The sequence below is a fragment of the Streptomyces sp. NBC_00654 genome, assembly GCF_026341775.1.
In the GTDB taxonomy this organism is placed as follows: Bacteria; Actinomycetota; Actinomycetes; order Streptomycetales; family Streptomycetaceae; genus Streptomyces.
In genome coordinates this window covers 1,370,465-1,394,964 of record NZ_JAPEOB010000002.1, presented here as the reverse complement: position 1 = coordinate 1,394,964, position 24,500 = coordinate 1,370,465, and the positions used below count along the sequence as shown (strand labels likewise).

22 protein-coding genes are annotated in these 24,500 nt (G+C 70.8%); 21 read left to right on the top strand and 1 reads right to left on the bottom strand.

The genetic code is table 11. From position 1 onward, the window contains the following. Positions 1-96 precede the first annotated feature (96 nt). The 13 genes from OHA98_RS26340 (at position 97) to nusB (ending at position 13,464) form a co-directional block, all read left to right on the top strand. Complete coding sequence (locus tag OHA98_RS26340; protein WP_266929212.1) at positions 97-552, top strand: DUF948 domain-containing protein; 456 nt, start codon at positions 97-99, stop codon at positions 550-552. A 7-nt stretch (positions 553-559) separates the two neighbouring features. Then, the gene (locus tag OHA98_RS26335; RefSeq protein WP_266929211.1) at positions 560-892 is read left to right on the top strand and encodes a DUF6167 family protein; all 333 of its coding nucleotides are present in this window, start codon (positions 560-562) and stop codon (positions 890-892) included. Then, positions 892-3,561 carry an alanine--tRNA ligase gene (alaS, locus tag OHA98_RS26330; RefSeq protein WP_266929210.1) on the top strand — a complete coding sequence of 890 codons (2,670 nt, stop codon included), beginning with the start codon at positions 892-894 and terminating at the stop codon, positions 3,559-3,561. Before OHA98_RS26335 ends, alaS begins: the two co-directional genes overlap by 1 nt. Before the next feature lie 8 nt (positions 3,562-3,569). Next, positions 3,570-4,043, top strand: a complete 474-nt coding sequence (gene ruvX, locus OHA98_RS26325; RefSeq protein ID WP_266930916.1) for a Holliday junction resolvase RuvX — start codon at positions 3,570-3,572, stop codon at positions 4,041-4,043. Between the two features lie 98 nt (positions 4,044-4,141). Then, a complete protein-coding gene (gene mltG, locus OHA98_RS26320; RefSeq protein WP_266929209.1) occupies positions 4,142-5,932 on the top strand; it encodes an endolytic transglycosylase MltG in 1,791 nt (596 codons plus the stop codon). Continuing rightward, positions 5,919-6,755, top strand: coding sequence for a shikimate dehydrogenase (locus OHA98_RS26315; RefSeq protein WP_266929208.1), 837 nt, complete (start codon positions 5,919-5,921; stop codon positions 6,753-6,755). Before mltG ends, OHA98_RS26315 begins: the two co-directional genes overlap by 14 nt. Positions 6,756-6,937: 182 nt before the next feature. Continuing rightward, complete coding sequence (gene aroC / locus OHA98_RS26310; RefSeq protein WP_266929207.1) at positions 6,938-8,122, top strand: chorismate synthase; 1,185 nt, start codon at positions 6,938-6,940, stop codon at positions 8,120-8,122. Then, on the top strand, positions 8,119-9,768 hold the full coding sequence (gene aroB, locus OHA98_RS26305) for a 3-dehydroquinate synthase (protein ID WP_266929206.1): 1,650 nt from the start codon (positions 8,119-8,121) through the stop codon (positions 9,766-9,768). Before aroC ends, aroB begins: the two co-directional genes overlap by 4 nt. Beyond that, positions 9,765-10,205 carry a type II 3-dehydroquinate dehydratase gene (gene aroQ / locus OHA98_RS26300; RefSeq protein WP_266929205.1) on the top strand — a complete coding sequence of 147 codons (441 nt, stop codon included), beginning with the start codon at positions 9,765-9,767 and terminating at the stop codon, positions 10,203-10,205. Before aroB ends, aroQ begins: the two co-directional genes overlap by 4 nt. 131 nt (positions 10,206-10,336) lie before the next feature. Next, complete coding sequence (locus tag OHA98_RS26295; protein WP_266929204.1) at positions 10,337-11,233, top strand: Pro-rich N-terminal domain-containing protein; 897 nt, start codon at positions 10,337-10,339, stop codon at positions 11,231-11,233. A 73-nt stretch (positions 11,234-11,306) separates the two neighbouring features. Then, entirely contained in the window at positions 11,307-12,413 is a 1,107-nt protein-coding gene (locus OHA98_RS26290) for an aminopeptidase P family protein (RefSeq protein ID WP_266929203.1), read from the top strand. Positions 12,414-12,463: 50 nt separating this feature from the next. Next, the gene (gene efp / locus OHA98_RS26285; protein WP_031097761.1) at positions 12,464-13,030 is read left to right on the top strand and encodes an elongation factor P; all 567 of its coding nucleotides are present in this window, start codon (positions 12,464-12,466) and stop codon (positions 13,028-13,030) included. A gap of 2 nt (positions 13,031-13,032) precedes the next feature. After that, a complete protein-coding gene (nusB, locus tag OHA98_RS26280) occupies positions 13,033-13,464 on the top strand; it encodes a transcription antitermination factor NusB (RefSeq protein ID WP_266929202.1) in 432 nt (143 codons plus the stop codon). Positions 13,465-13,736: 272 nt separating this feature from the next. On the opposite strand, the gene bldD is transcribed toward nusB, so the two are convergent. After that, positions 13,737-14,237 (bottom strand): transcriptional regulator BldD, encoded by a 501-nt coding sequence (bldD, locus tag OHA98_RS26275; protein WP_014044812.1) that lies wholly within the window; start codon positions 14,235-14,237, stop codon positions 13,737-13,739. 222 nt (positions 14,238-14,459) lie between these two features. On the opposite strand from bldD, the gene pyrR reads away from it, so the two are divergent. From pyrR to pyrF, 8 genes are all read left to right on the top strand, one after another. Then, positions 14,460-15,044: a bifunctional pyr operon transcriptional regulator/uracil phosphoribosyltransferase PyrR gene (gene pyrR, locus OHA98_RS26270; RefSeq protein ID WP_266929201.1), complete on the top strand. Its 585-nt coding sequence runs from the start codon at positions 14,460-14,462 to the stop codon at positions 15,042-15,044. A gap of 94 nt (positions 15,045-15,138) precedes the next feature. Further along, positions 15,139-16,119: an aspartate carbamoyltransferase catalytic subunit gene (locus OHA98_RS26265; RefSeq protein WP_266929200.1), complete on the top strand. Its 981-nt coding sequence runs from the start codon at positions 15,139-15,141 to the stop codon at positions 16,117-16,119. 2 nt (positions 16,120-16,121) lie between these two features. Next, entirely contained in the window at positions 16,122-17,408 is a 1,287-nt protein-coding gene (locus OHA98_RS26260) for a dihydroorotase (protein WP_266929199.1), read from the top strand. Next, a complete protein-coding gene (locus tag OHA98_RS26255) occupies positions 17,405-17,983 on the top strand; it encodes a hypothetical protein (RefSeq protein WP_266929198.1) in 579 nt (192 codons plus the stop codon). Before OHA98_RS26260 ends, OHA98_RS26255 begins: the two co-directional genes overlap by 4 nt. After that, on the top strand, positions 17,980-19,122 hold the full coding sequence (gene carA, locus OHA98_RS26250) for a glutamine-hydrolyzing carbamoyl-phosphate synthase small subunit (RefSeq protein ID WP_266929197.1): 1,143 nt from the start codon (positions 17,980-17,982) through the stop codon (positions 19,120-19,122). Before OHA98_RS26255 ends, carA begins: the two co-directional genes overlap by 4 nt. After that, positions 19,115-22,423, top strand: coding sequence for a carbamoyl-phosphate synthase large subunit (gene carB, locus OHA98_RS26245; RefSeq protein ID WP_266929196.1), 3,309 nt, complete (start codon positions 19,115-19,117; stop codon positions 22,421-22,423). Before carA ends, carB begins: the two co-directional genes overlap by 8 nt. A gap of 129 nt (positions 22,424-22,552) precedes the next feature. Continuing rightward, positions 22,553-23,662, top strand: a complete 1,110-nt coding sequence (locus OHA98_RS26240; protein WP_266929195.1) for a quinone-dependent dihydroorotate dehydrogenase — start codon at positions 22,553-22,555, stop codon at positions 23,660-23,662. Then, positions 23,659-24,498: an orotidine-5'-phosphate decarboxylase gene (gene pyrF, locus OHA98_RS26235; protein ID WP_266929194.1), complete on the top strand. Its 840-nt coding sequence runs from the start codon at positions 23,659-23,661 to the stop codon at positions 24,496-24,498. The genes OHA98_RS26240 and pyrF overlap by 4 nt, the downstream gene beginning before the upstream one ends. The last annotated feature ends 2 nt before the right edge of the window (positions 24,499-24,500 follow it).

Genomic DNA, 24,500 nt, shown 5'->3' with positions numbered 1-24,500 from the left:
TTGGCGGCGCTGACAGCGGCCTGCGTCGGATGCGGAGACAAGTCCCGACAGGGGCGAGCGACAAGCAGAGAGCGGTGCACTGTGTCCGGTGGAGAGGTGGCCGGGATCCTGGTGGCCGTCTTCTGGGCGATCCTGGTTTCGTTCCTCGCCGTGGTGCTGGTGAGGCTGGCCCAGACGCTCAGGGCGACCACGAGACTCGTGGCGGACGTGACCGAACAGGCCGTCCCGCTGCTCGCCGACGCCGCCGCGACCGTGCGCTCCGCGCAGACCCAGCTCGACAAGGTCGACGCCATCGCGACGGACGTCCAGGAGGTCACCTCCAACGCCTCCGCGCTCTCCACCACCGTCGCGTCGACCTTCGGCGGACCGCTCGTGAAGGTCGCCGCGTTCGGCTACGGCGTACGGCAGGCGATCGGCCGCAGGACGGCCGGCGAGCCGGAGCCGGAACCGGAGCGCGGACGCTCCCGTCGTACGGTGATCGTCGGCCGCACCGTGCCGTCCGCGCGGGCCAGGAAGCGGAACGGCCGAAGCTCCCGCGGACAGAAGGACTGACGCTGCGATGTTCCGCCGTACGTTCTGGTTCACCGCCGGCGCAGCCGCCGGTGTCTGGGCCACCACCAAGGTCAACCGCAAGCTCAAGCAGCTGACGCCGGAGAGCCTCGCGGCGCAGGCCGCCGACAAGGCGATCGAGACCGGCCACAAGCTCAAGGACTTCGCCCTCGACGTGCGCGACGGCATGGTCCGGCGCGAAGCCGAACTGGGCGGCGCCCTGGGCCTGGACGCACCGGTCGACCCCGAGCTCCCCGTCCGGCGGCACTACGCGGTCGAGGCCGCCGAACCCACCTACCGCAAACTCCCCTACAACTCGTACAACCGGAATGAGGACCACTGATGGAGTCGGCTGAAATTCGCCGCCGCTGGCTGAGCTTCTTCGAGGAGCGCGGTCACGCCGTTGTCCCTTCGGCGTCGCTCATCGCGGACGACCCGACTCTGCTGCTCGTCCCCGCGGGCATGGTCCCCTTCAAGCCGTACTTCCTCGGCGAGGTCAAGCCGCCCGCCCCGCGCGTGACCAGCGTGCAGAAGTGTGTCCGTACCCCGGACATCGAAGAGGTCGGCAAGACCACCCGGCACGGCACCTTCTTCCAGATGTGCGGCAACTTCTCCTTCGGGGACTACTTCAAGGAAGGCGCCATCAGCTACGCCTGGGAGGCTCTGACGAGCCCCGTGGCGGAGGGCGGCTTCGGCCTCGACCCCGAGCGGCTGTGGATCACGGTCTATCTGGACGACGACGAGGCCGAGCAGATCTGGCGCGACAAGATCGGCGTGCCGGCCGAGCGCATCCAGCGCCTCGGCAAGAAGGACAACTTCTGGTCGATGGGCGTCCCGGGCCCCTGCGGTCCGTGCTCCGAGATCAACTACGACCGCGGCCCCGAGTTCGGCGTCGAGGGCGGCCCGGCCGTCAACGACGAGCGGTACGTGGAGATCTGGAACCTGGTCTTCATGCAGTACGAGCGGGGCGCAGGTGACGGCAAGGAGAACTTCCCGATCCTCGGCGACCTGCCGTCGAAGAACATCGACACGGGTCTCGGCCTCGAACGCCTGGCCATGATCCTGCAGGGCGTACAGAACATGTACGAGACCGACACCCTGCGCGTGGTCATGGACAAGGCCACCGAACTGACCGGCGTGCGCTACGGGGCCGAGCCGGGCACCGACGTCTCGCTGCGCGTGGTCGCCGACCACATCCGTACGTCCGTGATGCTCATCGGCGACGGTGTCACCCCCGGCAACGAGGGCCGCGGCTATGTGCTGCGCCGCATCATGCGCCGCGCCATCCGCAACATGCGGCTGATGGGCGCCTCCGGCTCGGTCGCGGGCGAGCTGGTCGACGTCGTGATCAACACCATGGGGCTCCAGTACCCGGAGCTGATCACCGACCGCAAGCGCATCGAGACGGTCGCCCTCGCCGAGGAGGCCGCCTTCCTCAAGGCCCTCAAGGGCGGCACCAACATCCTCGAGACCGCTGTCACCGAGACGAAGGCCGCCGGTGGCCAGGTGCTGGCCGGCGACAAGGCGTTCCTGCTCCACGACACCTGGGGCTTCCCGATCGACCTCACCCTGGAGATGGCCGCCGAGCAGGGGCTGTCCGTGGACGAGGACGGTTTCCGCCGCCTCATGCAGGAGCAGCGGGACAAGGCCAAGGCCGACGCCCGCGCCAAGAAGACCGGTCACGCCGACCTGTCCGCCTACCGCGAGGTGGCCGACAACTCCGGCGCCACCGAGTTCACCGGCTACATCAGCACCGCGGGGGAGTCGACCATCGTCGGCCTCCTCGTCGACGGTGTGCCCTCGCCCGCGGCCACCGAGGGCGACGAGGTCGAGGTCGTCCTCGACCGCACGCCTTTCTACGCCGAGGGCGGCGGCCAGCTCGCCGACCAGGGCCGGATCCGGCTGGACACGGGCGCCGTCATCGAGGTCCGCGACGTGCAGAAGCCGGTCCCCGGCGTGCATGTGCACAAGGGGGTCGTCCAGGTCGGCGAGGTGACCGTGGGCGCCTCCGTCTACGCCGCCATCGACAACACCCGCCGCCGGGCCATCGCCCGCGCCCACAGCGCCACGCACCTCACGCACCAGGCGCTGCGCGACGCGCTGGGCCCGACGGCCGCCCAGGCCGGTTCGGAGAACTCGCCGGGCCGCTTCCGCTTCGACTTCGGTTCGCCCGCCGCCGTACCCGGCACGGTCCTGACCGATGTCGAGCAGCGGATCAACGAGGTCCTCTCCCGCGAACTCGACGTCCAGGCCGAGGTCATGTCCATCGACGAGGCCAAGAAGCAGGGCGCCATCGCCGAGTTCGGCGAGAAGTACGGCGAGCGGGTCCGCGTCGTCACCATCGGGGACTTCTCCAAGGAGCTGTGCGGCGGTACGCACGTCCACAACACCGCCCAGCTGGGCCTGGTGAAGCTGCTCGGTGAGTCGTCCATCGGCTCCGGCGTGCGCCGTATCGAGGCCCTCGTCGGCGTCGACGCGTACAACTTCCTCGCCAAGGAGCACACGGTCGTCGCCCAGCTCCAGGAGCTGGTCAAGGGCCGCGCCGAGGAGCTGCCCGAGAAGATCTCCTCGATGCTCGGCAAGCTGAAGGACGCCGAGAAGGAGATCGAGAAGTTCCGCGCGGAGAAGGTCCTCCAGGCCGCCGCCGGGCTCGTCGAGTCCGCCCAGGACGTACGCGGTGTCGCCCTGGTCACCGGCCAGGTGCCGGACGGCACGTCGGCCGACGACCTGCGCAAGCTCGTCCTGGACGTCCGGGGCCGCGTCCAGGGCGGCCGTCCGGCCGTCGTGGCCCTGTTCACCACCGCCAACGGCCGCCCGCTGACGGTCATCGCCACCAACGAGGCCGCCCGCGAGCGCGGCCTCAAGGCCGGCGACCTCGTCCGTACGGCCGCCAAGACCCTCGGCGGCGGAGGCGGCGGCAAGCCGGACGTCGCCCAGGGCGGCGGTACGAACCCGGACGCCATCGGCGACGCCGTCGCCGCTGTCGAACGCCTCGTCACGGAAACGGCGTGACGCCCGAAATGACGCAGATGCGCCGTGGGCGTCGGCTCGCGGTCGATGTCGGGGACGCCCGGATCGGGGTCGCCTCGTGCGACCCCGACGGGATTCTCGCCACCCCGGTGGAGACCGTGCCGGGACGTGACGTCCCGGCCGCCCACCGGCGGCTCGGGCAGATCGTCGAGGAGTACGAGCCGATCGAGGTCATCATCGGTCTGCCACGCTCGCTCGGCGGTGGCGAGGGCCCCGCGGCCGCCAAGGTCCGCGCCTTCGCCCAGGTGTTCGCCCGCGCGGTCGCACCCATTCCGGTGCGGCTCGTGGACGAGAGGATGACCACAGTGACGGCGAGTCAGGGACTGCGCGCCTCGGGCGTGAAGTCCAAGAAGGGCCGGTCTGTCATCGACCAGGCTGCCGCTGTGGTGATCCTTCAGAACGCTCTGGAGTCCGAACGGGCGTCAGGCAATCCTCCTGGCGAGGGCGTCGAAGTGGTTGTCTGATCGCGATACGGTAACGTTCCGCGCGATGCGGCGGTGTTCGAACAAACCGCACAGCGAAGCGAAGAGACGGAACGTCGTCTCGCGGCTCTAGGGGATCGATGACTGAGTATGGCCGGGGCCCCGGCTCCGAACCGTGGCATCCCGAGGACCCGTTGTACGGGGGCCAGGGATGGGGGGGCCAGGAGGCCGCCCACGGCCAGAGCCAGTACGGCGGCCAGCAGCAGCCCTATCCGCATGACCCGTACGCCCAGCAGCAGCCGCAGCAGCCGCAGCAGCCGTACCAGCAGCATCCGGAACAGCAGCAGCCTCAGCAGTCGTACCAGCAGCACCAGCAGTACGGCGCGCAGCAGGATCCGTATGCGCAGCAGCCGCACCAGCCCCAGGCGCACCAGCAGCCGCAGTACAACGGCGGCTGGGACACCGGTCAGCAGGCCGCGATGCCGTACGGGGCCCAGCCCCAGGACCCGTACCAGCAACAGCCCGGTGGCTACGGCGAGTCCCAGGACTACTACGGCACCCCCGAGGCCTATCCGCCGCCGCAGCCCCCGGGCCGGCGCGAGGCCGTGCCCGAACAGCAGCAGTCGCCCGACTGGGATCCGGACGCCCCGCAGGAGGAGACGCATCCGTTCTTCACCGGCGAGGACGAGCCCGAACCACGTGACGGCCGGGAATCGAGTGACGACCGGGGCTCGCGTGACGGCCGGGGCTCCGGCGACGACGATGACGCGTACGACGACGACCCCCGCGAGTCACGGCGCGCCGGGGGCCGGGGCGGCCGCGGCGGAAGCGAACGCCGGGGCAAGGGCAAGAAGAAGAACCGCAGCGGCTGTGCCTGCCTGGTGGTCTCCGCCGTTCTGATCGGCGGCCTCGGGGGAGTGGGCTACGTCGGCTACTCCTTCTGGCAGAAGCAGTTCGGTGAGGCACCCGACTTCGCGGGCGGCGGCACCGGCTCGGTCGAGGTGGAGATCCCGAAGGGCGCCCTCGGCTACGACATCGCGAACATCCTGAAGAAGAAGGGTGTCGTCAAGTCCGTCGACGCCTTCGTTTCGGCCCAGAACAACATCCCCAAGGGGAAGTCCCTTCAGGCGGGTGTCTATCTCCTGAAGAAGGAGATGTCCGCGGACAGCGCCGTGAAGCTGATGATGGATCCGAAGAGCCAGAACGCCCTGGTCATCCCCGAGGGCACCCGTAACGCCAAGGTCTACGAGATGATCGACCAGCGGCTCGGCCTGAAGGAGGGCTCGACCGCCGACGTCGCGAAGACCAAGGCGGAGAGTCTCGGGCTGCCGGACTGGGTCGATGACGATCCGGACATCAAGGATCCGCTGGAGGGCTTCCTCTTCCCGGCCGCCTATCCGGTCGCCAAGGGGACGAAGCCCGAGGACGCGCTGAAGAGGATGGTCAAGCGGGCCAACGAGGAGTACGAAGAGGTCGACCTCGAAGGCGCCGCGAAGAAGTACAAACTGGACGACCCGTGGCAGGTGCTCACTGTCGCCAGCATGGTCCAGGCGGAGGGTCTCACGCACGACGACTTCCGCAAGATGGCCGAAGTCGTCTACAACCGCCTGGAGCCGGGCAACGTGGTGTCGAACGGGAAGATCGAGTTCGACTCCGCGTTCAATTACCTCAAAGGGCAGAGCGAAATCAAGATTACGTCGAAGGAGATCCGGACCAATCCGGATCCCTACAACACCTACTACCATGCGGGTCTGCCGCCCGGCCCCATCAGTAATCCCGGGAACGAAGCCCTGCGCGCGACGCTCAGTCCCACCTCCAACGGGTGGATGTTCTTCATCTCGCTCGACGGCAAGAAGACCCAGTTCACCAAGACGGCCGCAGAGCACGACAAGCTCAACGAGAAGTTCAAGGAACTGCATGGCCTCGACTGACGGGCGCCACCGGGCAGCCGTACTCGGCTCGCCCATCGCCCACTCGCTCTCCCCGGCCCTGCACCGGGCCGCGTACGCGGAACTCGGCCTGGAGAACTGGTCCTACGACCGTTTCGAGGTCGACGAGGCGGCGCTGCCCGGGTTCATCGAGGGGCTGGACTCCTCCTGGGCCGGGCTCTCGCTGACCATGCCGCTCAAACGGGCGGTCATCCCCCTGCTGGACTCGGTCACCGAGACGGCGTCCTCGGTCGAGGCGGTCAACACGGTCGTGTTCACCGAGGACGGCCGCCGCGTCGGCGACAACACCGATATCCCGGGCATGATCGCCGCGCTGCGCGAACGCGGCACCGAGAAGGTCGGCTCCGCCGCCGTCCTCGGTGCCGGAGCCACCGCCTCCTCCGCCCTCGCCGCGCTCGCCGAGATCTGTACCGGGCCGGTCACCGCCTTCGTACGAAGCCGCGAGCGCGGAGCCGAGATGCGTGCCTGGGGCGAGCGCCTCGGGGTCGACGTCAGGATCGCCGACTGGGCGGAAGGCGCGCGGGCACTGCGCGAGCCGCTGGTCATCGCCACCACCCCGGCAGGAACCACGGACGGCCTCGCCACCGCCGTGCCGGAGGCGCCCGGCACCCTGTTCGATGTGCTGTACGAGCCCTGGCCGACCGCTCTCGCCTCGGCGTGGACCGCCCGTGCGGGCGCGGTCATCGGAGGTCTGGACCTTCTGGTGCACCAGGCGGTGCTCCAGGTCGAGCAGATGACCGGCCACGTTCCGGCGCCTCTCGCCGCCATGCGGAGCGCCGGGGAAGCGGCGCTCGCGGCCCGCTGACCGGGCCCCGCCGGGAACCCGGCGGGCTCCGCGCAGCCTCCCCGAGGGATGGCCGGATCGTCCGTCTGCTGGACCGGCGGCCGGTTCGCCGCCCCGGTCGTGGGAGGATCGGGGGCGGCGGGCCAGGGCCGCGCACCCGGTCGCGCCGCCGCAGTTTCAGGGCGCGAGCATGAGGAGCACCGTTGAGCAGGTTGCGCTGGCTGACCGCAGGGGAGTCGCACGGCCCCGCACTGGTGGCGACGCTGGAGGGTCTTCCCGCCGGTGTGCCGATCACCACGGAGATGGTGGCGGACGCGCTCGCCCGCAGACGCCTGGGCTACGGCCGCGGCGCGCGGATGAAGTTCGAGAAGGACGAGGTCACCTTCCTCGGCGGGGTCCGGCACGGGCTCACCATGGGTTCCCCGGTCGCCGTGATGGTCGGCAACACCGAGTGGCCCAAGTGGGAGCAGGTCATGTCGGCCGACCCGGTCGACCCCGACGAGCTGGCCGCGCTGGCCCGCAACGCCCCGCTGACCCGTCCCCGCCCCGGCCACGCGGACCTCGCCGGGATGCAGAAGTACGGCTTCGACGAGGCCCGGCCGGTCCTTGAGCGCGCCAGTGCCCGGGAGACCGCGGCCCGGGTCGCGCTCGGCGCGGTCGCCCGGTCGTACCTCAAGGAGACCGCGGGCATCGAGATCATCAGCCATGTCGTCGAACTGGCCGCGGCCAAGGCGCCCTACGGGCTCTACCCGCGCCCCTCCGACGTGGAGAAGCTCGACGCCGACCCCGTGCGCTGCCTGGACGCCGACGCGTCCAAGGCGATGGTCGCCGAGATCGACCAGGCCCACAAGGACGGCGACACGCTGGGCGGCGTCGTCGAGGTGCTCGCGTACGGGGTCCCCGTCGGCCTCGGCTCGCACGTGCACTGGGACCGCCGGCTCGACGCCCGGCTCGCCGCGGCGCTCATGGGCATCCAGGCCATCAAGGGCGTCGAGGTCGGCGACGGCTTCGACCTGGCGCGGGTGCCCGGCTCCCAGGCGCACGACGAGATCCTGGCCACCGCGGACGGCATCAAGCGCGCCTCCGGCCGCTCCGGCGGCACCGAGGGCGGTCTGACCACCGGTGAGCTGCTGCGGGTCCGCGCCGCGATGAAGCCGATCGCGACCGTGCCCCGCGCGCTCGCCACGATCGATGTGGTCACCGGCGAGGCGGCCAAGGCGCACCACCAGCGCTCCGATGTCTGTGCCGTTCCGGCCGCCGGGATCGTCGCCGAGGCGATGGTCGCCCTGGTCCTGGCCGACGCGGTCGCGGAGAAGTTCGGCGGCGACAGCGTCCCCGAGACCCACCGCAATGTGCAGTCGTACCTCGACCACCTGCAGATCCGATGAGCGGCCCACTGGTCGTCCTCGTCGGCCCGATGGGCGTCGGCAAGTCCACGGTCGGTGAACTGCTCGCCGACCGGCTCGGCACCACCTACCGGGACACCGACGCGGACATCGTGGCGTGCGCGGGCAAGCCGATCCCGGAGATCTTCTACGACGAGGGCGAGGAGCACTTCCGCGCGCTGGAGCGGGAGGCCGTGCACACCGCACTCGCCGGACACACCGGTGTCCTCTCCCTCGGCGGCGGCGCCGTCCTCGACGCGACGACCCGCGAACTGCTCGCGGACCACGCCGTCGTCTACCTCTCGATGGACGTCGACGAGGCGGTCAGGAGGGTCGGGCTGAACACCGCGCGGCCGCTGCTGGCCGTCAACCCGCGCCGTCAGTGGCGCGAGCTGATGGACGCCCGCCGCCACCTCTACGAAGAGGTCGCGAGCACCGTCGTCGCCACCGACGAACGCACTCCCGAAGAGGTCGCCCAGGCGATCATCGACGCACTGGAACTGCCGGAGCGCGCGGGCGAGGAGTCCGCACCCTCCGGCGTGGAGAACACACGCATGACGCAGCAGGGCCCCACCCGCATCCAGGTCGCCGGCACGGCGGGCTCCGAGCCGTACGAGGTACTGGTCGGCCGGCAGCTCCTCGGCGAACTGCCCCACCTCATCGGCGACCGCGCCAAGCGCGTCGCGGTCCTGCATCCCGAGGCGCTCGCCGAGACGGGCGAGGCGGTCCGCCAGGACCTCGCGGACCAGGGCTACGAGGCCATCGCGATCCAGCTGCCGAACGCCGAGGAGGCCAAGACCGTCGAGGTCGCCGCCTACTGCTGGAAGGCGCTCGGCCAGACCGGCTTCACCCGCACCGACGTCATCGTCGGCGTCGGCGGCGGCGCCACCACCGATGTGGCCGGGTTCGTCGCCGCCAGCTGGCTGCGCGGGGTGCGCTGGATCGCCGTGCCCACCACCGTGCTCGGCATGGTGGACGCGGCCGTCGGCGGCAAGACCGGCATCAACACCGCCGAGGGCAAGAACCTCGTCGGCGCGTTCCACCCGCCGGCCGGGGTCCTGTGCGACCTCGCCGCGCTCGACTCGCTGCCGGTCAACGACTATGTCTCCGGCATGGCCGAGATCATCAAGGCCGGCTTCATCGCCGACCCGGCCATCCTCGACCTCGTCGAGGCCGACCCCGAGGGCGCCCGTACACCGTCCGGCCCGCACACCGCCGAGCTGATCGAGCGCTCCATCCGGGTCAAGGCCGAGGTCGTCTCCAGCGACCTCAAGGAGTCCGGACTCCGCGAGATCCTCAACTACGGCCACACCCTGGCCCACGCGATCGAGAAGAACGAGCGCTACAAGTGGCGCCACGGCGCGGCCGTCTCGGTCGGCCTGGTCTTCGCCGCCGAACTGGGCCGCCTCGCCGGCCGTCTCGACGACGCCACGGCCGACCGGCACCGCACCGTCCTGGAGTCGGTCGGACTGCCGCTCACCTACCGCGGCGACCAGTGGCCCCGGCTGCTGGAGAACATGAAGGTCGACAAGAAGTCCCGCGGCGACCTGCTGCGCTTCATCGTCCTGGACGGCCTGGGCAAGCCCACCGTCATGGAGGGCCCGGACCCGGCCGTCCTGCTCGCCGCCTACGGGGAGGTCTCCGCGTGACCCGCAGGGTCTTCGTGCTCAACGGCCCCAACCTCGGCCGGCTCGGCTCCCGCGAACCCGATGTGTACGGGGCCACCTCCTACGCCGGACTCGTCGACACCTGCCGGGAACTCGGCAAGGAGCTCGGCTTCGACGTCGACGTCCGGGAGACGAATGACGAGGGCGAGCTGATCCGCTGGCTCCACGAGGCCGCGGACGGTTCGGTTCCGGTCGTTCTCAACCCGGGTGCCTTCACCCATTACTCGTACGGGATGCGGGATGCGGCGGCCCAGCGCACCGCCCCGCTGATCGAGGTGCACATCTCGAATCCGTACGCACGGGAGGAGTTCCGCCACACCTCGGTGGTCGCGCCCGTGGCCACCGGGACCGTGGCCGGTTTCGGCATCGGTTCCTACCGGCTCGCCCTGCGGGCCCTGGCCGACGAACTGACGGACTGACAGCCGTCCCATCCGGGCGTGGCCGCCGGGCACTTCGGACGTTCCCGGGCCGTTCACCCAGTGACGGCCCGGGAAGGTACGGTGGCCGTCCGATCAGCGTCAGTTGCCTGTACGAGACGGAGTGGCACCGGATGCAGCACGCAGTGGGGGCCCCGCTGCCGCCGCCCCAAGGATCCGGAAACGGACCTGCCGGCTGGACGCACCAGGCCCAGCACCCCGGCCACCCCGGCCGGCCCGTTCCACCGGGACCGCCGCCGATACCCCCGCCGCCCGGTCACGGCCCGGGGCAGGGTGTGCCCGGCCCGGTCCCGCAGCATGCCCCCGCTCCACCGCATGCCCCGGCCCCGCCGCACGCTCCCGTGCCACAGCACGCGCCGTCCCCCGTTCCCCGGGAGACCACCGGCCACGTCCAGCTGCCCCCGGGCGGCCCCGTGGCGCTGCCCGCGCCGCCCGCCGAGCCCGGCACCGGCGCCGCGACGCTCGCCGTGCTGCTGATCGGCCCCGCCGGCGCCGGAAAGACCACCGTCGCCAAGCTCTGGGCCGCCCGCCGCCGGGTCCCCACGGCGCATGTCTCGCTCGACGACGTACGGGAATGGGTCTGCTCCGGCTTCGCCGATCCGCAGGCCGGCTGGAACGACCACTCCGAGGCGCAGTACCGCCTCGCACGCCGCACCTGTGGGTTCGCCGCCCGCAATTTCCTCGCCAACGGCATCTCCTGCATCCTCGACGACGCGGTCTTCCCGGACCGGCCCGTCGTCGGTCTCGGCGGCTGGAAGCGCCATGTCGGCCCCGGGCTGCTCCCCGTCGTCCTGCTCCCCGGACTGGAGATCGTCCTGGAGCGCAACGCCGCCCGCAGCGGCAACCGGCGCCTGTCCGACGAGGAAGTGGCCCGGATCCACGGCCGGATGGCCGGCTGGTACGGCTCGGGCCTGCCCATCATCGACAATTCCACGTACGACGTGGAGACCACCGCCCGGGTCCTGGACGACGTGCTGGCCCGTTCCCTCGCCAGCCCGCCCGCCTGGTAGGGCGCCGGTGATCCGCCCCCCGGTCGGATGCGCTGACCGGGCGAAGCTCCGCCCCCGCTCGTACGCTCGGGGCATGTCAGAGGTGTACGCCGTCCGACGCGGGCTGCTCCGCGACCGGTGCGCCGCCGTCGGATCCGCGGCAGCCCTGGTCTCCCGCCCCGCCAACGTCCGCTATCTCGCGGGCGGAGCCCCTCCCGGCGCCGTGCTGCTGCTCGGCCCCGGCGAGGACGTGCTGCTCTGCCCCCGCGCCCCGACGGGCGACCCCTCCCACGGGCGGCCCGACGAAGCGCTTCGGCTGTCCGTGCTGCCCGCGCCCGGCGGCGACCCGGTCGTGGCCGCCGCCGACCTGGCGATGTCCTCGGGGGCGGAGTCCCTCGCCATCGAGGAGCACGATCTGACGGTCGCCCGGCACCGGGCCATGGGCTCGGTCGCCCCGAGGCTGCACCTGGCCGATCTGGGCTTCACGGTGGAGCAGCTGCGCGTCGTCAAGGACGAGGAGGAGATCGCCTGTCTGCGGATCGCCGCCGAGATCACCGACCAGGCCCTGGGCGAACTGCTCGAATCGATCCTGGTGGGCCGTACCGAGCGTCACCTCGCCCTGGAGCTGGAGCGCCGTCTGGTGGACCACGGCGCGGACGGCGCCGCCTTCGAAACCTCCGTCGCCACCGGCCCGAACTCCGGCCAGGGGCGTCACCGGCCCTCGGACCGCCGGGTGGAGGAAGGCGATTTCCTCTCCGTCTGCCTGGGCGCGAGCTATCGCGGCTACCGGTGCGAGATCGGCCGCACCTTTGTCATCGGCACGACTCCGGCGGACTGGCAGATCGAGCTGTACGACCTCGTTTTCGCCGCTCAGCGGGCCGGAAGGGAAGCCCTGGTCCCGGGTGCCGCCTATCGCGACGTGGACCACGCGTCGCGTCATCTGCTGGACCGCGCGGGCCATGGAGAGGGCCTCGTACCCTGGACCGGGCACGGGGTGGGGCTCGAAATCGACGAGGACCCGCAATTGGCACCGACGGCCATGGGTAAACTGGACGCTTGTGTGCCGGTCACCGTCGAACCGGGGGTCCACCTCCCGGGCCGGGGCGGTGTCCGGATCGATGACACGCTCGTCGTGCGCCCCGAGGCGGACGGCGGACCCGAGCTACTCACCATTACGACCAAGGAGCTGCTCGCGCTCTAGCGCGCATCCTTGGCCGTTCCACCAGCTTCAGTCCAGGAGATTCCGCAACCGTGGCTTCCACGAACGACCTCAAGAACGGCCTGGTGCTCAAGCTCGACGGAGGCCAGCTCTGGTCCGTCGTCGAGTTCCAGCACGTCAAGCCCGGCAAGGGCCCCGCCTTCGTGCGCACCAAGCTCAAGAACGTGCTCTCCGGCAAGGTCGTCGACAAGACGTTCAACGCCGGTGTGAAGGTCGAGACGGCCACCATTGACCGCCGAGACATGCAGTTCTCGTACATGGACGGCGAGTACTTCGTCTTCATGGACATGAACACCTACGACCAGCTGATGGTCGACCGCAAGGCTGTCGGCGACGCCGCCAACTTCCTGATCGAGGGCTTCACCGCCTCCGTCGCCCAGCACGAGGGCGAGGTGCTGTACGTCGAGCTGCCGGCCGCGGTCGAGCTGACCATCCAGCACACCGACCCGGGCGTCCAGGGCGACCGCTCCACCGGTGGCAGCAAGCCCGCCACCCTGGAGACCGGTTACGAGATCGGCGTGCCGCTCTTCATCACCACCGGCGAGAAGATCAAGGTCGACACCCGCACCGGCGACTACCTCGGCCGGGTGAACAGCTAACCGTGGCTGCCCGGAACAAGGCCCGCAAGCGCGCCTTCCAGATCCTCTTCGAGGCCGACCAGCGCGGTGAGTCCGTGCAGACGGTCCTCGCGGACTGGGTTCGGCACTCGCGGACCGACGACCGTCAGCCGCCGGTCGGCGAATTCACGATGGAGCTCGTCGAGGGCTACGCGCAGTACGCGGAGCGGATCGACGACCTCATCGTCACCTACGCCGTGGACTGGGAGCTCGACCGGATGCCGGTCGTGGACCGGAACATCCTGCGGCTCGGTGCGTACGAGCTGATCTGGCTGGACGAGACCCCGGACGCCGTGGTGATCGACGAGGCGGTCCAGCTCGCCAAGGAGTTCTCCACCGATGACTCCCCGTCCTTCGTGAACGGCCTGCTGGCCCGTTTCAAGGACCTCAAGCCGAATCTCCGCCGGGAGCAGTAACCCCGGCGGCGTTCTGCCGACGAAGGGCCCGCGGTCTGCCGACCGCGGGCCCTTCGCCATCTCCGGGCTGTCCCGAGGCTGTCCCGGCGCGATGGCGGGGAAATCGCCTGCCGCGCCTGCCGCGGCGGGCGCGCCTGCCGCGGCGGGCGGGCCGGCCGGGCAATGAGAACGCCGGGCAGGCGGGGCTCCCGGAAGGGCCCCGCCGACCCGGCGGTACGTTTCTGCGGTGCGGCCGCTCCCTGGGGGGAGGGCCTTTGGGCCGAGAGAGTGTCTCAGCCCTCCTCGTGCGCGACCGCGCGGCGTGCGTCGGCGTCCAGCACACCCCAGCTGATCAGCTGCTCCGTGAGCACGGACGGCGACTGGTCGTAGATCACGGCCAGCGTGCGCAGGTCGTCCTGGCGGATCGACAGCACCTTGCCGTTGTAGTCACCGCGCTGGCTCTGGATCGTCGCGGCGTAGCGCTGCAGCGGTCCGGCCTTCTCCGGCGGGACATGGGCGAGGCGCTCCAGGTCCAGGACGAGCTTCGGCGGCGGCTCGGCGGCCCCGCCCGGAGTCGTGCCGGGCAGCAGCTCCTGCACCGGGACCCCGTAGAAATCCGCCAGCTCGGCGAGGCGCTGCACGGTGACGGCACGGTCGCCGCGCTCGTACGAACCGACCACGACGGCCTTCCAACGGCCCTGCGACTTCTCCTCCACGCCGTGGAGGGAGAGGCCCTGCTGGGTGCGGATGGCGCGGAGCTTGGCCCCGAGCTGTTTTGCGTATTCGCTGGACATAAGGCTCCCCGGACGCTGGAACATTCTGCGGCTCCGCCGCGTGGCTGGTAACTCACTGTGAGGTTACGCAGCGTTACTTGGATGCGTCAAGCCGAAAGGGTTCGGACCGGTACCTCCCGGGGGTGCCGCCAGGGCCCGGTGCAAGCCCTGGTAACGTGGATGACGCAATTTCGACGTCCTTTAAGATCCGTCCGGTGAGGCGGAGAAGGAGGTCCGTTTCTTATGGACGCACAGCATGACGACACCGGCAATCCGGCACGCCCCGTTCTCGAGGCTCCCGACATAGCCCGTGTTCTGACCCGTATCGCCCACGAGATCGTCGAACGCGCCAAGGGCGCCGACGATGTGGTGCTGCTCGGCATCCCGACGCGAGGCGTGTTCCTCGCCCGTCGGCTGGCCGACAAACTCGAAGAGATCACCGGCCGGAAGATGCCGGTAGGATCGCTCGACATCACCATGTACCGCGACGACCTGAGGATGCGCCCGGCGCGTGCTCTGGCCCGTACCGAGATCCCCGGTGAGGGCATCGAGGGCAGCCTCGTCGTCCTGGTCGACGACGTGCTCTTCTCCGGCCGCACGATCCGTGCCGCCCTCGACGCGCTCGGCGACATCGGCCGCCCCCGCGCCGTGCAGCTCGCGGTCCTCGTCGACCGCGGTCACCGCGAACTCCCCATCCGTGCCGACTACGTCGGCAAGAACCTCCCGACGTCGCTGCGGGAGACGGTCAGGGTCCAGCTCGCCGAGGAGGACGGCCGCGACGCCGTGCTGCTCGGTGTCCAGCAGACCGCTCAGGCGGGCGAGCAGTAGCCCACCCCCTCCCGTGCGGCCCCGTGGGGCCGTACGGCAGCTTCCGCACGCCCGCATGCCGGGAAACCCCTCCAGCCACCCGGAGAACCCCCAGATGAAGCGTCACCTCATCTCGGCCGCCGACCTCACCCGCGACGACGCCGTCCTGATCCTCGACACCGCCGAGGAAATGGCCCGTGTCGCGGACCGGCCGATCAAGAAGCTCCCGACCCTGCGCGGCCGTACGGTCGTCAACCTCTTCTTCGAGGACTCGACCCGTACCCGCATCTCCTTCGAGGCCGCCGCCAAGCGCCTCTCCGCCGATGTCATCAACTTCTCCGCGAAGGGTTCGTCCGTCTCCAAGGGCGAGTCGCTCAAGGACACCGCCCTGACCCTGGAGGCGATGGGCGCGGACGCCGTCGTCATCCGGCACGGCGCCTCGGGCGCCCCGTACCGGCTGGCCACCTCCGGCTGGATCGACGGCGCCGTGGTCAACGCCGGTGACGGCACCCACGAGCACCCCACCCAGGCGCTCCTCGACGCGTTCACCATGCGCCGCCGGCTGGTCGGCGCCGACAGCGGACTGGGCCGGGACCTCGAAGGCCGCCGGATCACCGTGGTCGGCGACATCCTGCACAGCCGGGTCGCCCGTTCCAACGTCCATCTCCTGACCACGCTCGGCGCGCACGTCACCCTGGTGGCCCCGCCGACCCTGGTGCCGGTCGGCGTCGAGCAGTGGCCCTGTGACGTCAGCTACAGCCTGGACGAGGTGCTGCCCGACTCCGACGCGGTGATGATGCTGCGTGTGCAGCGTGAACGGATGAACGCCGCGTACTTCCCGACCGAGCGCGAGTACTCCCGCCGCTACGGCCTGGACGGCGAGCGGATGGCCAGGATGCCCGGCCACGCCATCGTCATGCACCCCGGCCCGATGGTCCGCGGCATGGAGATCACCGCCGAGGTCGCCGACTCCGACCGCTGCACGGTCGTCGAGCAGGTCGCCAACGGCGTCTCGATCCGCATGGCCGTCCTGTACCTGCTGCTCGGCGGCTCCGCCGCCCCCGCCACTTCCGCCCGTACCGAGGAGAACAAGTAACCATGAGCAAGATCCTTATCCGCGGTGCGAAGATCCTCGGCGGCGCGCCGGGCGACGTCCTCATCGACGGCGAGACCATCGAGCGGGTCGGCACCGGCATCGAGGCCGGGGACGCCACGGTCGTCGAGGCGGCGGGCCAGGTCCTGCTGCCGGGCCTGGTCGACCTGCACACCCATCTGCGCGAGCCCGGCCGCGAGGACTCCGAGACCGTCCTCACCGGCACCAAGGCCGCGGCGGTCGGCGGCTTCACCGCCGTCCACGCCATGGCCAACACCTTCCCGGTCGCCGACACCGCCGGAGTCGTCGAGCAGGTCTGGCGCCTGGGCAAGGAGTCCGGCTACTGCGATGTGCAGCCCATCGGGGCCGTCACCGTCGGCCTGGAGGGCAAGCAGCTCGCCGAGCTCGGCGCGATGCACGACTCGGCCGCCGGAGTGCGGGTCTTCTCCGACGACGGCAAGTGCGTCGACGACGCGGTGATCATGCGGCGGGCCCTGGAGTACGTCAAGGCGTTCGACGGCGTCGTCGCCCAGCACGCCCAGGAGCCCCGCCTCACCGAGGGCGCCCAGATGAACGAGGGCATCGTCTCCGCCGAACTCGGGCTCGGCGGCTGGCCCGCCGTCGCCGAGGAGTCGATCATCGCCCGCGATGTCCTCCTCGCCGCCCACGTCGGCTCCCGGGTGCACATCTGCCACCTCTCGACCGCCGGCTCCGTGGACATCGTGCGCTGGGCCAAGTCCAAGGGCTGGAACGTCACGGCCGAGGTCACCCCGCACCACCTGCTCCTCACCGACGAGCTCGTCCGGTCCTACAACCCGGTCTACAAGGTGAACCCGCCGCTGCGCACCGAGGCCGATGTGATGGCCCTGCGCGAGGCACTCGCCGACGGCACCATCGACTGCGTCGCCACCGACCACGCCCCGCACCCGCACGAGGACAAGGACTGCGAGTGGGCCGCGGCCGCCATGGGCATGGTGGGCCTGGAGACCGCGCTCTCCGTCGTCCAGCAGACGATGGTGGACACCGGCCTCATCGACTGGGCGGGCGTGGCCGACCGCATGTCGCTGCGCCCCGCGGCCATCGGCCGCCTCGAAGGACACGGCCGGCCCATCTCGGCGGGTGAGCCCGCCAACCTCACTCTGGTCGATCCGGCATACCGTGGGGTCGTGGACCCCGCGGGCTTCGCGTCCCGCAGCCGCAACACTCCCTACGAGGGTCGTGAGCTGCCGGGCCGAGTGACCCACACCTTCCTGCGGGGCCGTGCCACGGTCGTCGACGGGAAGCTCGCGTGACAACACTGACCCCCCTGTACCAGCTGGCCGCCGAGCAGAAGTCGGCCGAAGTGACCGACTGGTCCGCCCGCGTCAGCTGGGTGATCGGACTGGCCGTCCTCATCGCCTTCGTCTACTGGCTGATGCGCCAGGGCTGGAAGTGGCGCGCGAGCCTCCAGTCCGACCTGCCGGAACTGGCGACCACCCCGGAAGGGTTCGCCGACGGCGAGCCGCTGCTGACCCTCACCGGGCGGTACCACGCATCCACGACCGCCGGGCAGTGGCTCGACCGGATCGTCGCGCACGGCCTGGGCACCCGCAGCCGGGTCGAGCTCACGCTCACCGCGCGGGGCCTGGACGTCGTACGCCCCGGCGCGGCCGGCTTCTTCGTCCCGGCCGAAGCCCTGCGCGAGGCCCGCCTCGACAAGGCGCTCGCGGGCAAGGTCCTCCCCGAGGGCGGCCTGCTGATCATCACCTGGGCGCACGGCGACCAGCTGATCGACTCCGCATTCCGCTCCGACCACGCCGCCGAGCACCAGACCTGGGCCGACGCCGTCAACCACCTCACCAGCACTACGGAAGGCACCGCACGATGACGATCTCCACCCGGGGAGCCGGCAAAGCTCCCGCCGTACTCGTCCTGGAGGACGGCCGCTCCTTCCGCGGCCGCGCCTACGGGGCCGTGGGGGAGACCTTCGGCGAGGCGGTGTTCTCCACCGGCATGACCGGCTACCAGGAGACGCTGACCGACCCCTCGTACCACCGCCAGGTCGTCGTGATGACCGCTCCGCACGTCGGCAACACCGGCGTGAACGACGAGGACCCCGAGTCGCAGCGGATCTGGGTCTCCGGATACGTCGTCCGCGACCCCGCCCGGGTCCCCTCCAACTGGCGCTCGCGGCGTTCGCTCGACGAGGAGCTGGAGACCCAGGGCGTCGTCGGCATCAGCGGCATCGACACCCGCGCCCTCACCCGCCACCTGCGCGAGCGCGGCGCCATGCGCGTCGGCATCTTCTCCGGGAACGCGATCGCCGACGAGGGCATGCTGCTCGCCAAGGTCCGCCAGGCCCCCGAGATGGACGGCGCGGACCTCTCCGCCGAGGTCGCGACCAAGGAGGCGTACGTCGTCCCCGCGATCGGTACGAAGAAGTTCACCGTCGCCGCGGTCGACCTCGGCATCAAGGGCATGACCCCGCACCGGATGGCCGAGCGCGGCATCGAGGTGCATGTGCTGCCCGCCACCGCCACCCTGGACGAGGTGTACGCGGTGGAGCCCGACGGAGTCTTCTTCTCCAACGGCCCCGGCGACCCGTCCACCGCCGACCACCCCGTCTCCGTCATGCGGGGCGTCCTGGAGCGCGGTACCCCGCTCTTCGGCATCTGCTTCGGCAACCAGATCCTCGGCCGCGCCCTCGGCTTCGGCACCTACAAGCTGAAGTACGGCCACCGCGGGATCAACCAGCCCGTGCAGGACCGCACGACCGGCAAGGTCGAGGTCACCGCGCACAACCACGGCTTCGCCGTCGACGCTCCGCTCGACAAGGTGTCGGACACGGAGTTCGGCCGCGCCGAGGTCTCCCACGTCTGCCTGAACGACCAGGTCGTCGAGGGGCTCCGGCTCCTGGACCGGCCGGCCTTCAGCGTCCAGTACCACCCCGAAGCCGCCGCGGGCCCGCACGACGCCGCGTACCTCTTCGACCGTTTCGTCTCCCTGATGGAGGGCCAGCGTGCCTAAGCGCTCCGATATCCAGTCCGTCCTGGTCATCGGCTCCGGCCCGATCGTCATCGGCCAGGCCGCCGAGTTCGACTACTCCGGCACCCAGGCGTGCCGCGTCCTCAAGGCCGAGGGCCTGCGCGTCATCCTGGTGAACTCCAACCCGGCGACGATCATGACCGACCCGGAGATCGCCGACGCCACGTACGTCGAGCCGATCACCCCCGAATTCGTCGAGAAGATCATCGCCAAGGAGCGCCCCGACGCGCTGCTCCCCACGCTGGGCGGCCAGACCGCGCTCAACACCGCGATCTCCATGCACGAGAACGGTGTCCTGGAGAAGTACGGCGTCGAGCTCATCGGCGCCAACGTCGAGGCCATCAACAAGGGCGAGGACCGCGACCTCTTCAAGGGTGTCGTGGAGGCCGTCAAGGCGAAGATCGGTTACGGCGAGTCCGCCCGCTCCGTCATCTGCCACACCATGGACGACATCATCAAGGGCGTCGACACGCTCGGCGGCTACCCCGTCGTCGTCCGCCCCTCCTTCACCATGGGCGGCGCCGGCTCCGGCTTCGCCCACGACGAGGAGGAGCTGCGCCGCATCGCCGGACAGGGCCTCACGCTCTCCCCGACCACCGAGGTGCTCCTGGAGGAGTCCATCCTCGGCTGGAAGGAGTACGAGCTGGAGCTGATGCGCGACAAGAACGACAACGTCGTGGTCGTCTGCTCCATCGAGAACTTCGACCCGATGGGCGTCCACACGGGTGACTCGATCACCGTCGCCCCGGCGATGACGCTCACCGACCGCGAGTACCAGCGGCTGCGCGACATCGGCATCGCGATCATCCGCGAGGTCGGCGTCGACACCGGTGGCTGCAACATCCAGTTCGCCATCGACCCGGCCGACGGCCGGGTCATCGTGATCGAGATGAACCCGCGCGTCTCCCGCTCCTCGGCGCTCGCCTCGAAGGCCACCGGCTTCCCGATCGCCAAGATCGCCGCCAAGCTGGCCGTCGGCTACACGCTCGACGAGATCCCGAACGACATCACCGAGAAGACCCCGGCCTCCTTCGAGCCGACCCTCGACTACGTCGTCGTCAAGGCCCCGCGCTTCGCCTTCGAGAAGTTCCCCTCCGCCGACTCCACCCTCACCACCACCATGAAGTCGGTGGGCGAGGCCATGGCGATCGGCCGGAACTTCACCGAGGCCCTCCAGAAGGCCCTGCGCTCCCTGGAGAAGAAGGGCTCGCAGTTCGCCTTCACCGGTGAGCCCGGCGACAAGGCCGAGCTGCTGGCCGAGGCCGTCCGCCCGACCGACGGCCGGATCAACACCGTCATGCAGGCGATCCGGGCCGGCGCCACCCAGGAGGAGGTCTTCGACGCCACGAAGATCGACCCCTGGTTCGTCGACCAGCTCTTCCTGATCAAGGAGATCGCCGACGAGCTCGCCGCCGCCGAGCGGCTGGACGCCGACCTGATCGCCGAGGCCAAGCGGCACGGCTTCTCCGACGCCCAGATCGCCGGGATCCGCGGCCTGCGCGAGGACGTCGTACGCGAGGTCCGGCACGCGCTGGGCATCCGCCCCGTCTACAAGACCGTTGACACGTGTGCCGCCGAGTTCGCCGCGAACACGCCGTACTTCTACTCCTCCTACGACGAGGAGAGCGAGGTCGCCCCCCGCACCAAGCCCGCGGTGATCATCCTCGGCTCGGGACCCAACCGCATCGGCCAGGGCATCGAGTTCGACTACTCCTGTGTCCACGCCTCCTTCGCGCTGAGCGACGCCGGCTTCGAGACCGTGATGGTCAACTGCAACCCGGAGACCGTCTCCACCGACTACGACACCTCCGACCGGCTGTACTTCGAGCCGCTGACGCTGGAGGACGTGCTGGAGATCGTGCACGCCGAGTCGCTGGCGGGCCCGATCGCCGGTGTCATCGTCCAGCTCGGCGGCCAGACTCCGCTGGGTCTGTCGCAGGCGCTCAAGGACAACGGCGTGCCCGTCGTCGGTACGTCCCCGGAGGCGATCCACGCCGCCGAGGACCGCGGCGCCTTCGGCCGGGTCCTCGCCGAGGCCGGGCTCCCCGCGCCCAAGCACGGCACCGCCACCACGTTCGGCGAGGCCAAGGCCATCGCCGACGAGATCGGCTACCCCGTCCTCGTACGCCCCTCGTACGTGCTCGGCGGCCGCGGCATGGAGATCGTCTACGACGAGACCCGCCTCTCCTCGTACATCGCGGAGTCCACCGAGATCAGCCCCACCCGGCCGGTCCTGGTCGACCGCTTCCTCGACGACGCGATCGAGATCGACGTCGACGCGCTCTACGACGGCACCGAGCTCTACCTCGGCGGCGTCATGGAGCACATCGAGGAAGCCGGCATCCACTCCGGCGACTCGGCCTGCTCCCTGCCCCCGATCACCCTCGGCGGCTACGACATCAAGCGGCTGCGCACCTCCACCGAGGGCATCGCCAAGGGCGTCGGCGTACGCGGGCTGATCAACATCCAGTTCGCCCTCTCCGGCGACATCCTGTACGTCCTGGAAGCCAACCCGCGCGCCTCCCGCACCGTGCCCTTCACCTCGAAGGCGACCGCGGTCCCGCTCGCGAAGGCCGCCGCCCGCATCTCGCTGGGCGCGACCATCGCCGAGCTGCGCGAGGAGGGCCTGCTCCCGCGGCACGGCGACGGCGGCACCCTGCCGCTGGACGCGCCGATCTCCGTCAAGGAGGCGGTCATGCCGTGGTCGCGCTTCCGCGACATCCACGGCCGCGGCGTCGACACCGTCCTCGGCCCGGAGATGCGCTCCACCGGCGAGGTCATGGGCATCGACTCGGTCTTCGGCACGGCGTACGCCAAGTCGCAGGCCGGCGCGTACGGCCCGCTGCCCACCCGGGGCCGCGCGTTCATCTCCGTCGCCAACCGCGACAAGCGCTCGATGGTCTTCCCGGCCCGCGAACTGGTCGCGCACGGCTTCGAGCTGCTCGCCACCTCCGGCACCGCCGAGGTCCTCAAGCGCAACGGCATCAACGCCACGGTCGTGCGCAAGCAGTCCGAGGGCGAGGGCCCCAACGGCGAGAAGACCATCGTCCAGCTCATCCACGCCGGCGACGTCGACCTCATCGTCAACACGCCGTACGGAACGGGCGGCCGCCTCGACGGCTACGAGATCCGGACCGCGGCCGTCGCCCGGTCCGTGCCCTGCCTGACCACGGTCCAGGCGCTCGCCGCCGCCGTCCAGGGCATCGACGCGCTCAGCCGCGGAGAGGTGGGCGTACGTTCCCTCCAGGAGCACGCGGAACATCTGACCGCGGCCCGCGACTAGGGCCTGTATCGAAAGTCCCGCCCGGCTCGCGACGCCCTTCGGACGGACGGCGCTACTTTCGACACACGCCCCAGCAGCCAGCAGGGGGACACCGGAAACGGTGTCCCCCTCTTCATGAGGACACCGCCGATGTACAAGTTCTTCTTCCAGCTGGTCTTCAAGCGGATGGACCCGGAGCAGGCGCACCACCTGGCCTTCCGCTGGATCCGTCTCGCCGCCCGCGTCCCCGTGCTGCGCACCTTCGTCGCCGCCGCGCTCGCCCCCCGCCACCAGGAGCTGCGCACCGAGGCGCTCGGCCTGCGGATGCACGGCCCCTTCGGGCTCGCCGCGGGCTTCGACAAGAACGCCGTGGCCATCGACGGCATGGCGATGCTCGGCTTCGACCACATCGAGATCGGTACGGTCACCGGCGAACCGCAGCCCGGCAACCCCAAGAAGCGCCTCTTCCGCCTCGTCGCGGACCGCGCGCTGATCAACCGCATGGGCTTCAACAACGAGGGATCGGCCGCCGTCGCCGAACGCCTGGCCGCCCGCAACCCGGTCTTCCGGACCACCGTGGGCGTCAACATCGGCAAGACCAAAGTCGTGCCGGAGGACGAGGCGGCCGCCGACTACGTGAAGTCCACCGAGCGCCTCGCCGCGCACGCCGACTACCTCGTGGTGAACGTCTCCTCGCCCAACACGCCGGGCCTGCGCAACCTCCAGGCCACCGAGGCGCTGCGCCCGCTGCTCACCGCCGTGCGCGAGGCCGCCGACCGCACGGTCACCGGCCGCCGGGTGCCGCTGCTGGTCAAGATCGCGCCGGACCTCGCCGACGAGGACGTCGACGCGGTCGCGGACCTCGCCGTCGAGCTGGGCCTGGACGGCATCATCGCCACCAACACCACCATCGCCCGCGACGGCCTCGGCCTGAAGTCCTCGCCCTCCCTGGTCAAGGAGGCCGGCGGGCTCTCCGGAGCACCCCTCAAGGAACGCTCCCTGGAGGTTCTGAGCCGTCTGTACGCCCGGGTGGGCGACGGGATCACCCTCGTCGGGGTCGGGGGCATCGAGAACGCCGAGGACGCCTGGCAGCGCATCCTGGCCGGTGCCACGCTCGTCCAGGGCTACAGCGCCTTCATCTACGAGGGCCCGTTCTACGCCCGCGCGATCCACAAGGGCCTGGCCGCGCGCCTGGCCGCCTCCCCGTACGCCACGCTCGCCGACGCCGTCGGCGCCGAGACCCGGAAGGTGTCGCAGTGACCCCCGAACCCTTCGGCGCACGGCTGCGCCACGCCATGGACACCCGCGGGCCGCTCTGCGTCGGCATCGACCCGCACGCCTCGCTGCTCACCTGCTGGGGCCTGAACGACGACATCGCGGGCCTGGAGCGCTTCACCCGTACGGTCGTGGAGGCCCTGGCCGACCGGGTCGCCGTGCTCAAGCCGCAGTCCGCGTTCTTCGAGCGCTTCGGCTCGCGCGGCATCGCCGTACTGGAGAAGGCCGTCGCCGAGGCGCGGGCGGCCGGCGCGCTCGTCCTGATGGACGCCAAGCGCGGCGACATCGGCTCGACCATGGGCGCCTACGCGGCGGCCTACCTGGACAAGGACTCGCCGCTGTTCTCGGACGCGGTCACGCTCTCGCCGTACCTCGGCTTCGGCTCGCTGCGTCCCGCGCTGGACGCGGCGGCCGTCTCCGGCGCCGGGGTCTTCGTGCTGGCGCTCACCTCCAACCCGGAGGGCGCCCAGGTGCAGCGCGCCACGGCGGCCGACGGCCGCCCGCTGGCCCAGCTGATGCTGGACAGCATGGCCGCGGAGAACGAGGGCGCGACGCCGCTCGGCTCGGTCGGCGCGGTGGTCGGCGCCACGCTCGGCGACGCGGGGGTGAATCTCGCCATCAACGGCCCGCTGCTCGCCCCCGGCATCGGCGCGCAGGGAGCGACCCCCGCCGATCTGCCGGGAGTGTTCGGCGACGCGGTGGGCAATGTGGTGCCCAGCGTGAGCCGGGGCGTGCTGCGCCACGGACCCGACGCTTCAGGGCTGCGCGAAGCCGCCGGACGGTTCGCGGACGAGGTCCGTGCGGCCGTGGCCGACAGCTGACC

What these genes read in the sequence shown, in the direction of transcription:
- carA (WP_266929197.1), top strand. Translation starts at nt 17,980, where the DNA reads ATGACGATCTCCACCCGGGGAGCCGGCAAAGCTCCCGCCGTACTCGTC.
- OHA98_RS26290 (WP_266929203.1), top strand. Translation starts at nt 11,307, where the DNA reads ATGTCAGAGGTGTACGCCGTCCGACGCGGGCTGCTCCGCGACCGGTGC.
- ruvX (WP_266930916.1), top strand. Translation starts at nt 3,570, where the DNA reads ATGACGCAGATGCGCCGTGGGCGTCGGCTCGCGGTCGATGTCGGGGAC.
- alaS (WP_266929210.1), top strand. Translation starts at nt 892, where the DNA reads ATGGAGTCGGCTGAAATTCGCCGCCGCTGGCTGAGCTTCTTCGAGGAG.
- pyrR (WP_266929201.1), top strand. Translation starts at nt 14,460, where the DNA reads ATGGACGCACAGCATGACGACACCGGCAATCCGGCACGCCCCGTTCTC.
- OHA98_RS26240 (WP_266929195.1), top strand. Translation starts at nt 22,553, where the DNA reads ATGTACAAGTTCTTCTTCCAGCTGGTCTTCAAGCGGATGGACCCGGAG.
- mltG (WP_266929209.1), top strand. Translation starts at nt 4,142, where the DNA reads ATGACTGAGTATGGCCGGGGCCCCGGCTCCGAACCGTGGCATCCCGAG.
- OHA98_RS26335 (WP_266929211.1), top strand. Translation starts at nt 560, where the DNA reads ATGTTCCGCCGTACGTTCTGGTTCACCGCCGGCGCAGCCGCCGGTGTC.
- OHA98_RS26315 (WP_266929208.1), top strand. Translation starts at nt 5,919, where the DNA reads ATGGCCTCGACTGACGGGCGCCACCGGGCAGCCGTACTCGGCTCGCCC.
- aroB (WP_266929206.1), top strand. Translation starts at nt 8,119, where the DNA reads ATGAGCGGCCCACTGGTCGTCCTCGTCGGCCCGATGGGCGTCGGCAAG.
- bldD (WP_014044812.1), bottom strand. Translation starts at nt 14,237, where the DNA reads ATGTCCAGCGAATACGCAAAACAGCTCGGGGCCAAGCTCCGCGCCATC.
- OHA98_RS26260 (WP_266929199.1), top strand. Translation starts at nt 16,122, where the DNA reads ATGAGCAAGATCCTTATCCGCGGTGCGAAGATCCTCGGCGGCGCGCCG.
- OHA98_RS26295 (WP_266929204.1), top strand. Translation starts at nt 10,337, where the DNA reads ATGCAGCACGCAGTGGGGGCCCCGCTGCCGCCGCCCCAAGGATCCGGA.
- OHA98_RS26265 (WP_266929200.1), top strand. Translation starts at nt 15,139, where the DNA reads ATGAAGCGTCACCTCATCTCGGCCGCCGACCTCACCCGCGACGACGCC.